At 36.6% G+C, this 13,918-nt stretch carries 11 protein-coding genes; 8 read left to right on the top strand and 3 right to left on the bottom strand.

From position 1 onward, the window contains the following. The 8 genes from BSF41_RS17050 to BSF41_RS17085 all read left to right on the top strand — a co-directional run. Positions 1 to 1,285, top strand: a 1,285-nt coding sequence (locus BSF41_RS17050; RefSeq protein WP_371611501.1) for an ABC transporter substrate-binding protein, incomplete at its 5' end; no start/stop codon positions are given. Further along, positions 1,282 to 2,430: a CaiB/BaiF CoA-transferase family protein gene (locus tag BSF41_RS17055; RefSeq protein ID WP_095930706.1), complete on the top strand. Its 1,149-nt coding sequence runs from the start codon at positions 1,282 to 1,284 to the stop codon at positions 2,428 to 2,430. The genes BSF41_RS17050 and BSF41_RS17055, both read left to right, overlap by 4 nt. Positions 2,431 to 2,617: 187 nt before the next feature. After that, entirely contained in the window at positions 2,618 to 3,757 is a 1,140-nt protein-coding gene (locus tag BSF41_RS17060; RefSeq protein WP_095930707.1) for a CaiB/BaiF CoA-transferase family protein, read from the top strand. Then, on the top strand, positions 3,757 to 5,013 hold the full coding sequence (locus BSF41_RS17065) for an extracellular solute-binding protein (RefSeq protein ID WP_095930708.1): 1,257 nt from the start codon (positions 3,757 to 3,759) through the stop codon (positions 5,011 to 5,013). Before BSF41_RS17060 ends, BSF41_RS17065 begins: the two co-directional genes overlap by 1 nt. 33 nt (positions 5,014 to 5,046) lie before the next feature. Continuing rightward, a complete protein-coding gene (locus BSF41_RS17070; RefSeq protein WP_095930709.1) occupies positions 5,047 to 6,120 on the top strand; it encodes a Gfo/Idh/MocA family protein in 1,074 nt (357 codons plus the stop codon). 107 nt (positions 6,121 to 6,227) lie between these two features. Then, on the top strand, positions 6,228 to 6,671 hold the full coding sequence (locus tag BSF41_RS17075) for a MaoC/PaaZ C-terminal domain-containing protein (protein ID WP_095930710.1): 444 nt from the start codon (positions 6,228 to 6,230) through the stop codon (positions 6,669 to 6,671). A 226-nt stretch (positions 6,672 to 6,897) separates the two neighbouring features. Then, positions 6,898 to 8,202, top strand: coding sequence for an L-fucose:H+ symporter permease (gene fucP, locus BSF41_RS17080; protein ID WP_095930711.1), 1,305 nt, complete (start codon positions 6,898 to 6,900; stop codon positions 8,200 to 8,202). A 64-nt stretch (positions 8,203 to 8,266) separates the two neighbouring features. Beyond that, positions 8,267 to 8,629 carry a hypothetical protein gene (locus BSF41_RS17085; protein WP_095930712.1) on the top strand — a complete coding sequence of 121 codons (363 nt, stop codon included), beginning with the start codon at positions 8,267 to 8,269 and terminating at the stop codon, positions 8,627 to 8,629. Between the two features lie 9 nt (positions 8,630 to 8,638). Here the strand turns inward: BSF41_RS17085 and BSF41_RS17090 are convergent, their stop codons facing one another. The 3 genes from BSF41_RS17090 to BSF41_RS17100 all read right to left on the bottom strand — a co-directional run bounded on the left by BSF41_RS17090 (position 8,639) and on the right by BSF41_RS17100 (position 13,915). Then, a complete protein-coding gene (locus tag BSF41_RS17090) occupies positions 8,639 to 9,139 on the bottom strand; it encodes a hypothetical protein (RefSeq protein ID WP_095930713.1) in 501 nt (166 codons plus the stop codon). A gap of 180 nt (positions 9,140 to 9,319) precedes the next feature. After that, entirely contained in the window at positions 9,320 to 10,726 is a 1,407-nt protein-coding gene (locus BSF41_RS17095; RefSeq protein WP_095930714.1) for an efflux transporter outer membrane subunit, read from the bottom strand. 18 nt (positions 10,727 to 10,744) lie between these two features. Then, positions 10,745 to 13,915, bottom strand: a complete 3,171-nt coding sequence (locus BSF41_RS17100; RefSeq protein ID WP_095930715.1) for an efflux RND transporter permease subunit — start codon at positions 13,913 to 13,915, stop codon at positions 10,745 to 10,747. Positions 13,916 to 13,918 lie beyond the last annotated feature (3 nt).

The following is a 13,918-nucleotide window of genomic DNA, read 5'->3' on the forward strand; positions in this document are numbered from 1 at the left end:
TTGTCCTTTTCTACAAAAAGATTCTTTAATAAATAAAGGATTTCTTGTGCATTTAAATCTTATTTCTACTTTTGTAATTGTATTTTTTACATTTATTATTTCAAACGATTTCATTACCCAAAATTCCTATATAAAAATGATAAAATTAAAAGGCATAACTTGGAATCATACAAGAGGTTTGCTTCCTATGGTTGCCACATCACAGCGTTTTACAGAACTACATCCTGATGTTGAAATTTCTTGGGAGAAAAGAAGTTTACAAGAGTTTGCAGATGCTTCTATTGAAGACTTAGCCAAAAGATTTGATTTACTGGTAATTGATCATCCTTGGACAGGTTTTGGAGCACAGACCAAGGCGATTCTTCCGTTATCTGATTATTTGTCAAACGAATATATTAAAGATCAAGAAAATAATACTGTTGGAAAATCGTACGGAAGTTATGTTTTTCACGATAAATTATGGGCGTTGCCAATCGATGCCGCAACTCCGGTTGCCTCTGCCCGATTGGATCTTTTAAAAAAAAACAATTTAGAAGTTCCTAAAACTTATGATGATTTATTGGCTTTAGCGAAAAAGGGTTTAGTCGCTTTTGCTGGAATTCCGGTAGATGTTTTAATGAGTTTTTATATGTTTTGCTGCAGTTTGGGTGAAGCTCCTTTTCTTTCGGAAGAAAAAGTGATTTCCGAAACCACAGGAATCAAAGCGCTTCAAATGTTTAGAGAATTAGCACAATTAATTGATCCAGCTAACTTCAACCGTAATCCAATTCAAGTTTACGAAGCAATGGTGAATTCAGACGAAATTGCCTATTGTCCGTTCGCTTATGGTTATTCTAATTATTCCCGCGTTGGCTACAGCCAAAACCTTTTGCATTTTTATGATTTAGTAAAATTGAATGACAACCCAATGATTTCTTCTTTGGGAGGAACTGGATTAGCGGTTTCTTCATTCAGCGAACATAATGAAACAGCCATAAAATATGCTGAATTTACTTGTTCATCTCAAGTTCAACAGAATATTTATACCGATAATGGCGGTCAGCCAGGGCATTTACAAGCTTGGAAAAGTGAGCGAATTAATGGTGTAACGCACGATTATTTCAAAAATACGTTGCCAGCTTTAGAACGCGCTTTCCTTCGTCCGAGATATTACGGACACATGTATTTCCAAGATCATGCTGGAGATGTGGTTCGCAATTATTTGATGAATGGCGGAGACGAATTAAAAGTATTGGAAGAAATGAATTCGCTTTACGCGGAATCTCTAAAAATCCAAACCGTATGAGACCTTTAGAAGGATTAGTTGTTCTGGAATTCTGCCAGTTTTTGGCAGGACCTTCAGCTGGTTTAAAATTGGCTGATTTGGGCGCACGCGTCATCAAAATCGAGCGTCCTGTAAAAGGTGAAGCTTGCAGACAATTGAGCATCAAAGATTTATTTGTAGACGATAGCAGTTTGCTTTTTCATACGATAAACCGAAATAAAGAATCTTTTGCAGCCGATTTAAAAAATCCTGACGATTTAGTTTTAATCAAAAAACTAATCGAAAAGGCGGATATTATGACGCATAATTTCAGACCCGGAGTGATGGAAAAAATCGGTTTAGATTTTGAAAATACGCTTTCTATAAATCCACAGATTATTTACGGAACCATTACAGGTTACGGAAATGAAGGTCCGTGGGCAAAAAAACCGGGACAAGATTTATTGTTACAATCGCTTTCTGGATTAAGCTGGTTAAGCGGACGCAAAAGTCAAGGCCCAGTTCCGTTTGGATTGGCTGTAGCCGATTTAATGTGCGGGAATCATTTTGTACAAGGAATCTTAGCAGCACTTCTAAAAAGAGCTAAAACCAAAAAAGGAGTTTTGGTAGAAGTGAGTTTGCTAGAATCTATTCTCGATGTACAATTTGAAGCGATTACTTCTTTCTTAAATGATGGAGGCCAATTACCTGAACGCGGCGATATTAAAGGAAGTGCACATGCTTTTCTGAGTGCTCCTTATGGAGTTTATCAAACGCAGGATGGTTATTTGTCTCTTGCCATGGGTGATTTACTTTTTATTGGAAAAATATTAGGATTGGATTTAAACGCTTTCGCTGATAAACATCTTTGGTTTGAAAAACGCGATGAAATCAGAACAATTTTAAGCGAAAGAATTCAAACCCAAAATTCTGATTATTGGATCGAAATCCTGCAGAAAGAAGGGATTTGGTGCGGAAAAGTGTTCAATTACGAAGAATTAGATAGTCAATCTTTTGTAAATGAATTACAATTGAAACAAACCGTAAAAAATACTGACGGCGAAACTTTGGTAACAACCAGAAGTCCAATACAATTGGATGGAGAAATTCTGTTAAGCGAAAAAGCAGCACCAAAAGTAGGACAAGATAATTTAAGCATACACAAAGAGTTTATTCAAGTTAAATGATACGCAACAGCTTAAATCAAAATCTGTGCAAATCTGCTTTAATCTGCACAAATCTGCGTGAAAAAATCTATGCGCTAAAAGTATTTCACGCAGATTTAAAAAGATTTTAGCAGATCAAATTAGATTTTTAATTGTTGAATAAAAACGATTAAACACATAACCGATTAAACGGTTAAACATAAAAAAAATGAAACCATTAGAAGATTATTTAATTGTAGATTTCAGTCAGTTTCTTTCGGGTCCGTCGGCGAGTTTGCGTCTGGCCGATTTGGGAGCGCGCGTCATAAAAATTGAAAAACCGGGAACGGGAGATATCTGCCGTACTTTATATACTTCTGATTTGATTATGAACGGCGAATCGTCTGTTTTTCATACCATCAACAGAAACAAAGAATCTTTTGCAATTGATTTTAAACAGCCAGAGGAACTTCAAAAACTAAAAAAATTATTAGCGAAAGCAGATGTTGTGATGCATAATTTCAGACCCGGCGTTATGGAACGCATTGGTTTAAGTTATGATGACGTAAAAAGCATCAATCCAAATGTGATTTATGGATCAATTTCAGGTTTTGGAGAACATCCCGATTTGAAAGATTTACCGGGACAAGATTTGCTTTTACAATCTTTAACCGCTTTAACTTTGTTAAGTGGCAATCAAGAAGATGGTCCCGTTCCGATGGGATTGTCGATTGTGGATATGCTTGCCGGAGCTCATTTAGCACAAGGAATTTTAGCCGCTTTATATAGAAAAGCAACTCATAATATCGGAGCACAAATTCAAGTCAGTATGCTAGAATCGGCATTTGATTTTCAGTTTGAAACTATTACGACCTTCTTTAATGACGGAGGCGAATTGCCAGTTCGAACCAAAACCAATAATGCTCACGCTTATTTGGGCGCGCCATACGGAATTTACAAAACTAAAAACGGCTATTTGGCATTAGCAATGGGGTCGATTCCCGTTTTGGCTTCTTTGCTAAAATGTGATGCTTTACTGGCTTTCCCAGAAAATAAATTTACGCTTAGAGACGATATCAAAAATATTCTTGCCGATCATCTGCAAACGCAGGAAACACAATTTTGGCTGGATATTTTAGAACCCGCAGACATTTGGTGTGCAGGAGTTTTAAACTATCAGCAGTTATTTGCGGAAGATGGATTTAAGGTTTTAAATTTTACCCAGCAAGTCGAAATGCTTGACGGCTATACTTATAAAACTACACGCTGTCCGATAAAAATTGACGGCGAATATCTGACTTCAGGAAAAGGTTCGCCGAAACTGGGTCAAGACAACGAGAAAATTATTAAAGAATTTATAGACTGCTGATGGAAAAAATTAGAATCGCCGTTCGAAAATTCGATCCTTTCGAAAGTACACTTCGAAAATTATGGGATGCATTTTCACTTCAAAACAATATAAAAATGGAAGCGGAAATGGTTGCATTGGAACTTCATGATTTATATAAAACCACAATTTCAGATAAAGGTTTAAAAGAAGGAAAATGGGATATTGCCCATATCAATACCGATTGGATTTTTGATGCTGTAAACGAAAATGCGGTTCTTAATTTATTTTCATTAATTGGAGAAAATCCGCCCGAAAATTATCCTTTCGGATGGCATAAATCACTTTTACATTTACAAAAGCTGAGTAACGGCATTTTCGGACTTCCATTTCACGACGGGCCGGAATGCCTGATTTACAGAAAAGATTTATTCGAAAATGAAACAGAAAAAGAGAATTTTAAAAAACAGTTTGGTTACGAACTTGCTACACCAAAAACGTGGCAGGAATTTACTGAAATAGCAACGTTTTTTAATCGTCCCGAACAAAATTTATACGGTGCTGTTTTTGCCAATTATCCCGACGGACACAATATGGTTTTCGACTTCTCTCTGCAATTATGGACACGCGGCGGTTCTTTATTAAACAAAAAAAATCAGATTGACATTCATAATGAAGCAGCGATAAAAGCATTGGATTTTTATCGAAAAATGGTCAATGACAAAAATGCGGTTCATCCAAAATCGAGAGAATTTGGTTCGGTTGAAGCTGGTTTGGCTTTCGCCGAAGGACAAGCGGCAATGGCTATCAACTGGTTCGGATTTGCTTCTATGGCAGAAGTTATAGAAGAATCAAAAGTCAAAGGAAAAATCGATATCACTTCTCTCCCATCCGATCCAGGTTATAAAACGGCTTCTTTGAATGTATATTGGCTGTATACCATTGGTTCTGGAAGCAAACACCAAAAGCTAGCTTACGATTTTTTACGTTTTGCTACAACGCCCGAAAGTGACAAATTATTGACTACAGAAGGCGGAATCGGATGTAGAAAATCAACTTGGAAAGATGCAGAAATTAATACTTTAATTCCGTTTTATCATAAACTGGAAATGCTTCATGAAAATGCATTGACACTGCCTCAAACGCCAATCTGGCCAAAAGTTGCTGAACTTGTTGACGGCGCAGTTTTAAAAGCTATTGAAACCGATATTTCATCGGCAATACTTTTAGAGGAAACTCAGAAAAAAATTAGAGAATTAAGTCAAGGAACAACATTACACGGCTCTGTCAAAAATTAAACTTGACAGGCTTAATTTCAAAATATAGAACAAATGAATATTCCCTATAAACCTTTACTTCCCCAAACAGAACAGCCCATTGTGATTATTGGAGCGAGCGGTATTGTAAAAGATGCACATCTTCCTGCTTACGAAATGGCTGGTTTTAAAGTTTTTGGTATTACCAATAGAACCATCTCAAAGGCATACGATTTACAGAAACAATTCAAAATCGATCATGTTTTTGAAAGTGTTGCCGACGCAGTTAAAAATGCGCCTTCAAATGCTGTTTACGATATTACCGTTTTACCTGATCAATACATCGAAATTTTAGAACAATTGCCTGACGGCGCTGCGGTTTTGATTCAGAAACCAATGGGAAATGATTTGGCTCAGGCACGCGAAATTGTAGAAGTATGTGAAAGAAAAAATCTGGTTGCTGCCATCAACTTCCAACTGCGTTTTGCTTCTTTTGTAAGCGCTGCAAGATATTTAATCGATCAGGGAATTATTGGCGAATTATACGATTTAGAATTCAAAATTACCGTAAATACCCCTTGGGAATTGTTTCCTTTAATTAAAGAACACCCAAGATTGGAGATTCTTTTTCACAGTGTGCATTATATTGACTGCATTCGATCTTTTCTGGGAAATCCTAAAAGCGTAATGGCAAAAACAGCCAAACATCCGCTTAAAAAATTATCTTCAAGCCGATCTACTATTATTTTAGATTATGGCGAAGATAAACATGTTGTGATTAATACGAATCATGATCATCATTTTGGTTCAAAACACGAAGAAAGCTACATCAAATGGGAAGGAACAAAGGGCGCTGTTAAAGCAAAAATGGGCTTGTTAATGAACTATCCTGACGGTTTACCGGACGTTTTTGAGTACGCGCTGCCAAAAAAAGATAACGAAAATGAATACGAATGGACTGAAGTAAAACTGGAAGGTTCTTGGTTTCCAGAAGCTTTTATTGGTGCAATGTCCAATCTGATGCGTTACAAAGAAGGTTCTGACTCAACATTCTCTGCAAGTGTTCAGGATGTTTTAGGCACAATGAAGGTTGTAGAAGCTTGTTATGTAAGCAGTAAAAATGGCGGCATTTCTTTTGATGAAGTGTAATTAAAACACTATATTTCAAAACCAAAAAACAAAATTTAAGTCCACTTTCAAAACAAACCTGATTTTGAAATCTATTTGAAAGAGCTGACAAATAAAAAGAATAAATTATGTACTTTAAATCGACTTTTTTCGAAGATTATCAAATCGACGATAAACGAATAACTTTAGGCAGAACAATTACAGAAACCGATTTCGTAGTTCATGCCGGACACACGGGAGATTTCTTCCCGCACCACATGGATGAAGAATGGTGCAAAACACAGCCTTTCGGACAAAGAATTGCCCACGGAACTATGGTTTTTGCCATCGGAATCGGATTAACTGCTTCAGAAATAAATACAGAAGCCTTTTCTAGAGGATACGACAAAATGCGATTTGTAAAACCTGTTCATATCGGCGACACCATCCATTCTGAAATTACGATTTCTGAAAAAGGAGAAGCCAAAAATCCAGAAATGGGAACTGTAACAGAACATGTAGAAATCATTAACCAGCGCGGTGAAGTCGTTTTGGTATGTGATCATCTATTGCTTGTGAAGAAAAGGTACTAAGATGCTAAGATTCTAAGGTGCTAAGTTTTTAAAAACTTTGCGTCTTTGCTTCTTTGCGAGACTAAAAAAACACTGCTTAAAAATAATCTCGCAAAGACGCAAAGTCACAAAGAAAAAATAAAAAGACTTTGAGTATCAGTGCCTTCGTGGCAAAAGAAAAAAACTTAGAATCTCAGCACCTCAGAACCTTAGAACCTATAAAAAAATAAACTAAAAAACTATCTAAATGCAAATTACAAACCAAGCCGGTGATCAACACGAAGTGCCGACAGAAGGGGGAAAAGGAAATCAGTACCTTTTGCCTTTTATTCTAGTTACATGCCTATTTTTTCTTTGGGGAATGGCCCACAATTTAGATTCTGTTTTGATTCCGCACTTGAAAAAAGCGTGCGAATTAAACAATCGCCAATCTACTCTAATTGATACTTCCGTATTTTTTGCTTATTTTATTATGGCGATTCCAGCCGGAATGCTAATTAAAAGGTTTGGCTATAAAAACAGTATTATTACAGGATTGTTAGTTTTTGCTGTTGGAGCCTTTTTATTTGTTCCTGCCGCTAATACCAGAACTTACGAATTATTTTTATTCGCTCTATTCGTAATTGGCTGTGGATTAACCATTTTAGAAACTAGCGCAAATCCTTATGCGGCGATTTTAGGGCCAGCAGAATCTTCTTCTAAAAGACTAAATTTAGCAGCTTCTTTCAACGGATTGGCAGCCATGGTTGCTCCTATTGTAGGTTCGTTGTTTATTCTTTCAGGAACCAATCATACGCCAGAACAAATGGCAGCAATGCCTGAGGCAGAAAAAGCGGCTTATTTATTAGGCGAAGCAGCTTCTGTAAAAATGCCATACATCGTTTTGGGAAGCATTTTGGTTTTGGTTGCTATTATATTTTACTTTGTACAACTGCCTTCAATGAAAGCTACTCATACAGAAGCTGAAATTAAACCAGGTTTTTTCTCTGTTTTAAAATTCAGACATTTAAGCTGGGGAGTTGCGGCTCAATTTTTTTATGTGGGTGCTCAGGTTTGTATCACAAGTTTCTTTATTCGTATCGCACAGCAAGGTGCTGGGTTAGACGAAAAAACGGCTGGATATTACTTAGGAATCTATGGTTTCCTTTTTATGGCGGGACGTTTTATTGGAACATTCTTTTTACGTTTCGTAAAAGATTACGTTTTATTGTCAATCTACTGCGTAATGAGCGTTTTACTATGTTTAGTAGCTATTTACGGTTCTGGAATCGTAGTGATTTATGCTCTTGGAGGAATTGGGTTCTTTATGTCAATTATGTTCCCTACGATTTTCTCTTTAGGAATTAAGGGCTTAAAATCGAATACAGAAACGGGTTCATCTTGGCTGGTAATGTCAATTGTTGGAGGTGCTATTATTCCTTACGGAATGGGAACTTTAATCGACATGAATCATGACGATATTCAATCAGGATATATTATCCCATTAGTTTGTTTCTTGATTATTCTTTCTTTTGGAGCTTTTGGACATAAGGTGAAAACGGTTTCTGAATAGTTTTTTAGCCACTAATTGCACGAATTAACACGAATTTCTTTTTAATAAAATATTTAAATATCAATTGCCTCCAGCTTTAGCTGGAGGTTTTTTGTTTATTGCAAAGAAAAAGGCTTTAGCCAAACTTTTGCGCTTAGTTTGGCTAAAGCCAATAAATATAGAATCTAGTAACCTCCAGCTAAAGCTGGAAGCAATTCATTTTAGCCATGAATTAGCAAATAAAATACAAAAGCTCCAGAGGAGTGAAATATTTATAGCAAAAATTACCAGCGCAAGAAAAAAAGCTCTGGAGGAGCGATATAATATCATCACAATAGAATTCCCGCGGTTGAAACCGCGGGCTATATCTAAAATATATAAACGATATATTTTATTTCCTTATGGTATAAAATCAAAAACGCCTCCCATTGGAGGCGTTTTCTTTTAGTCATGTTTATTAATGGTTTTTGCCATTACCGTGATCGTGGTTCTTGTCTGACTTTTGTTTGGAGTTATTATTTCCTTTGTTTTTTCCTTTATTGTCTTTATCATTTCCGTAATGATTTCCGTTGTTGCCTTTTGGTTTTTCTCCTCTATTTTTTTGAGGTTTTCCGTGGTAACCTTTCGGATATTCGGCTCTATGTTTTGTGTGATAGTAATAAGGAGAATCTCCTCTGTAATCAGTCAAAACTACTTTGTATCCTGAATATAAATCATAACTTCTATATCTTGACGGAAGTCTTTTTTCGCGCATCCATTTTCCGCCATTATCGTAAATAAATACGCTCTGATTTACATCATAATATACATCAATGTCTGGTAGGTAATAATACCTGCTGTCGTCATAACCTTGTGGCCCCCAATTAGGCGGTGTTCCGATGTTTACATTTACAGATACCTGTGCTTGAGCAAAAAATGCACTCATAAAAAGCACTGAGGCGAATACTAACTTTTTCATGTCTTTAGAATTTAAATGTTAATCTTAATAGATAATAATCGAAAGTAATGCCAAAAATTTGCGTGTTAAGCATTCATTATACAAAATTACTAAAGTAATCGACGAAGAGTGCTTTTTAAACGATATACATTTCAAAAAAACGTCTCAAAAAATTGAGACGTTTTTTATCATTATAAACAATTATTTCCAACCACCACCCAACGCTCTGTACAAATTAATAACAGCTTGCAATTTTTGAAGATTATCATTAACTCCGTTCAATTGTGCTGCTAAAAGATTTTGCTGTGATGTTAATACATCTGTATAGTTAGTTGCAGAACTATATTCTAAAAGTTCTTGCGTAAAGTCTACTGCTTTTTCTAAAGCTGCAATTTGTTTCGCTCTAGAATCTTCTTTTTCAACAGCCATTTGATACGCATACAAGGCATTTGAAACTTCCTGACCTGCTACTAAAAGACTTTGCTGGAAGTTATTGTATGCTTGTAATTGTTGTGACTGCGCTGTAGTCAATCTCATTTTATTTAAGCCATTATTGAATAAAGGCTGTGTTAATCCTCCAATAATCGAATAAAAAATAGAATGGCTGAAGAAATCATTCAATTCTAAATTTGAAAATCCTGTGCTTGCGGTAAGCGTTAGACTTGGATAAAAATACGTTTTAGCCAAATTAGTTGACTCAAAAGCAACTCTGAAATTAAATTCCGCTTGACGGACATCTGGACGATTATTCAATAACTGAGCAGGCATTCCGATTGCAATTTTTTCAGGAATAATCTGTGTTCCTAAAACGCCTCTATCAATTGGCCCAGGCCCTTGTCCAAGTAAAATATTAAGAGCATTTTCGGTTTCACGAATACTTTGTTTCAAGTCTGGAATTAAAACTTCTGCTGCATGCTGATTGGCTTCACTCTGAACAACCGCTGCACCTGTAACAATTGCTCCTTCTTTTAAAGCTTTGATAGTTTCAACGTTTTCGATACGGGTTTTTAACGTTTCTTCCGTAATTCTTAGCGATTCATCATACGATAATAACAAGAAGTAATTATTGGCAATATCGGCGATCAACTGCGTTTGAACTGCTTGTTTTGCAGCATCGGAAGCTAAATAGGTTGCCAAAGCGGCTCTTTTAGAACTGCTTAATTTTCCCCAGACATCAATTTCCCAAGAACTGCTTACACCTAATTTATAAGTTGTAGTAAGGGTATTAATATTGATTCCTGCTGGAAAGTTTAATCCTGCCTGAGATTGTTTATTGTGCGTTACATTCGCATCCAATTGCAATGACGGGTAATAAGCCAATTTACTCTGGCGTAAAGAAGCTCTTGCCTGAACAATATTCTCAATTGCATTTTTCAGATTTAGATTCTGTTCTAATCCTTTTTGAATTAAAGCATTCAGTTTTTCATCTTTAAAAACGGTATTCCAAGGCATATCTGCAATTGTAGTTGAATCTGTAGAAGATTCATCGCGATACAATTGATCTGTTTTTAAAGTAGTGGGGCGTTCGTATTTCTTGGTAACAGAGCACGCACTTATTAGTGCGGCTGTTATTACCAGTAGAATATATTTATTTGAACTATTCGTCATTTTTCTTGTAATTAAATTTTACTCTTTGTGAGCTTCTATTAAATGAATTTCGTCTTCATCGTCATCGTCATCATCATAACCATCTTTCGCTGGACCGCTTATTTTTTCTTGCAAGTTTTGGAAAATGATAAACAGAACCGGAATAACAAATACTCCCAAAATAGTTCCAATTAACATACCTCCAACGGCTCCAGTACCAATCGATTTATTACCAACAGCTCCAGCTCCAGAAGCAAACATTAAGGGAACCAATCCTAAAATAAAGGCAAATGATGTCATCAAAATTGGACGCAAACGCGCTACAGCTCCTTCAATTGCAGATTGTACAACTGGCAATCCTTTACGCCTTCTGTCCAAAGCAAATTCGACAATCAAAATACCATTCTTCGCCAGAAGTCCGATAAGCATGATTAAGGAAATCTGCAGGTAAATATTACTATTTAATTTGAAAATAATCGAAAACAAATAGGCTCCTGCCAGTCCAAACGGAATTGATAATAATACGGCAAATGGCAGAATGTAACTTTCGTACTGTGCACTCAACAAGAAATAAACGAAAACCAAACATAAAATAAAGATGAAAATCGTCTCACTTCCTGATGCTAATTCCTCACGCGTTAAACCCGAGAATTCGTAACCATAACCTGCAGGAAGATTCTCTGCCGCTACTTCCTGAATTGCTTTAATTGCATCTCCAGAACTGTAACCTGGTTTTGGCGCTCCTGTAATCGAGATTGAAGTAAATAAGTTAAATCTCGAAATAGATTCTGGTCCAAAAACTCTTGTCATTTTTACAAACTCGGTAATTGGCGCCATGTTTCCTGCGCTATTACGAACGAATATCTTGTTCAATCCTTCAGTATTCGCTCTAAATTCTGGCGCTGCCTGAACCATTACACGATATTGTTTTCCGAATTTGTTGAAATTCGAAGCGTACAATCCTCCATAATAACCTTGCATGGTTGACAGAATCGTATTGATAGAAACTCCCGCATCTTTCGCTTTCGCTAAATTAATATCCATCATATACTGAGGGAAACCAGGGTTAAACGGCGTTGTTGCATATTGAATTTCTGGACGCTCAGATAATTTAGCTAAGAATTCATTATTCACTTTATAGAACTCAGAAGTCGTGTGTCCACCTTTATCCTGCAATTGGAATTCAAATCCACCACTTTGTCCAAAACCTTGAATGGTTGGAGGCGAAATGAAGAATATACTTGCCTCACGAATACCGCTTGTTTTAGCAAAAAGCTGTCCGATTACATCATCAACGCTAAGATCACGCTGATCCCAAGGATATAATTTTACAATAACCATACTGTAGGCACTACCAGCTCCAGCGGTAAAGTTCTGCCCCACAATACGAAGTGTATTTTTAACGCCTGGAATTGTCTTTGCAATACTATCTACTCTTTTTGCAATAATATCTGAACGTTCCATCGAAGCTGATGGCGGCAAACTAATGTTAGCAAAAACAGTTCCCTGATCCTCTGAAGGAACGAAAGCTGAAGGCGTAGTTTTCATCATATAAACCAATGCCGCACCAGCAACTATAATAGAACCTAATGCAATCCATTTTTTTACAGAAAGGAAACTTACTGAACGTTTGTATCTAGCGGTAACGTTATCGAACGCCACGTTAAATGAAGTATAGAAACGCTGTAAATAACTTTTATGTTTATGATCGTCAGCATGCGGTTTCAATAAAAGCGCACACAAAGCCGGACTCAAAGTCAAGGCATTTACTGCCGAAAGAATAATCGCAACGGCCAGTGTAATACCAAACTGTTTGTAGAAAACTCCTGTAGATCCTCCAATAAAAGTTACCGGAATAAATACCGCGGCCATTACTAATGTAATCGAAATAATTGCTCCAGAAATCTCGTCCATCGCATGAATTGTAGCTTTTTTAGCCGATTTATATCCGTGATCGAGCTTGGCGTGAACGGCCTCAACGACGACAATCGCATCATCGACCACAATACCAATGGCAAGAACCATCGCAAAAAGCGTCAATAAGTTAATCGTAAATCCGAATAAATTCAGGAAGAAAAACGTTCCCACAATCGCAACCGGAACTGCAATTGCCGGAATTAAAGTTGATCTAAAATCTTGAAGGAAAATAAACACCACGATGAAAACCAATATAAAGGCTTCAACCAAAGTATGAATTACTTTTTCGATAGAAGCATCCAAGTTTTCGTTAACGTCCACCATAATAGTGTACTTCATTCCTTTTGGAAAACTTTTTGCCGCTTCTTCAATCAATTTTTTAGAATTGATAATTACATCACGAGCATTAGATCCAGGCGTCTGGCTAATTGCCATCGCAGCCGATTCTACACCGTTTGTTTTAATTGTTGACGAATAACTTAAAGATCCCAATTCTACTTTAGCCACATCTTTAAGTCTCAGCATCTGTCCATTCCCAACAGATTTTATAACAATGTCTCCAAATTCCTCAGCACTTGTTAAACGTCCTTTATATTTAATTACATATTGAAATGCCTGATTTCCATTTTCACCAAATTTACCTGGTGCCGCTTCGATATTTTGTTCGGCTAAAGCTGCCGAAATATCACTTGGAATCAGTTTATATTGTTGCATTACATCTGGTTTCAGCCAGATTCTCATCGAGTAATCTTTTGCACCAAAAACGGTTACATCTCCTACCCCAACAACACGCTGAATTTGCGGTACAAGGTTAATCTTTGCATAGTTTTGAAGAAACGTCTGATCGTAAGCTTTATCATCACTGTATAAAGAGAAAATCAATAAGTTACTACTCTGACTTTTGGTTACTGTAACCCCTGCTTGAGTTACCTCTACTGGCAATAAACTTGTTGCTCTAGAAACCCTGTTCTGAACGTTTACCGCTGCTAAGTCTGGATTGGTACCTACTTTAAAGAAAACTTTAATAGAAGCATTACCATCATTGGTTGCTGTAGAAGTCATGTAAGTCATGTTTTCTACACCATTAATTTGTTCTTCCAACGGAATAACGATACTTTTCAGTACCACGTCAGCATTGGCTCCTGTATAGCTAGCTGCAACGTTTACAGTTGGAGGCGCAATATCTGGATATTGCGATATCGGTAACTCAATTAGGCCTAAAACACCTAAGATGACGATAATAATAGATATTACCGTCGAGAGTACGGGTCTTTGTATAAATTTTTTAAACATTTT

The organism is Flavobacterium sp. ACN2 (assembly GCF_002303885.1).
In the GTDB taxonomy this organism is placed as follows: domain Bacteria; phylum Bacteroidota; class Bacteroidia; order Flavobacteriales; family Flavobacteriaceae; genus Flavobacterium.

Coding starts and splice junctions, on each gene's coding strand:
- BSF41_RS17055 (WP_095930706.1), top strand. CDS start 1,282: ATGAGACCTTTAGAAGGATTAGTTGTTCTGGAATTCTGCCAGTTTTTG.
- BSF41_RS17060 (WP_095930707.1), top strand. CDS start 2,618: ATGAAACCATTAGAAGATTATTTAATTGTAGATTTCAGTCAGTTTCTT.
- BSF41_RS17065 (WP_095930708.1), top strand. CDS start 3,757: ATGGAAAAAATTAGAATCGCCGTTCGAAAATTCGATCCTTTCGAAAGT.
- BSF41_RS17070 (WP_095930709.1), top strand. CDS start 5,047: ATGAATATTCCCTATAAACCTTTACTTCCCCAAACAGAACAGCCCATT.
- BSF41_RS17075 (WP_095930710.1), top strand. CDS start 6,228: ATGTACTTTAAATCGACTTTTTTCGAAGATTATCAAATCGACGATAAA.
- fucP (WP_095930711.1), top strand. CDS start 6,898: ATGCAAATTACAAACCAAGCCGGTGATCAACACGAAGTGCCGACAGAA.
- BSF41_RS17090 (WP_095930713.1), bottom strand. CDS start 9,139: ATGAAAAAGTTAGTATTCGCCTCAGTGCTTTTTATGAGTGCATTTTTT.
- BSF41_RS17095 (WP_095930714.1), bottom strand. CDS start 10,726: ATGACGAATAGTTCAAATAAATATATTCTACTGGTAATAACAGCCGCA.
- BSF41_RS17100 (WP_095930715.1), bottom strand. CDS start 13,915: ATGTTTAAAAAATTTATACAAAGACCCGTACTCTCGACGGTAATATCT.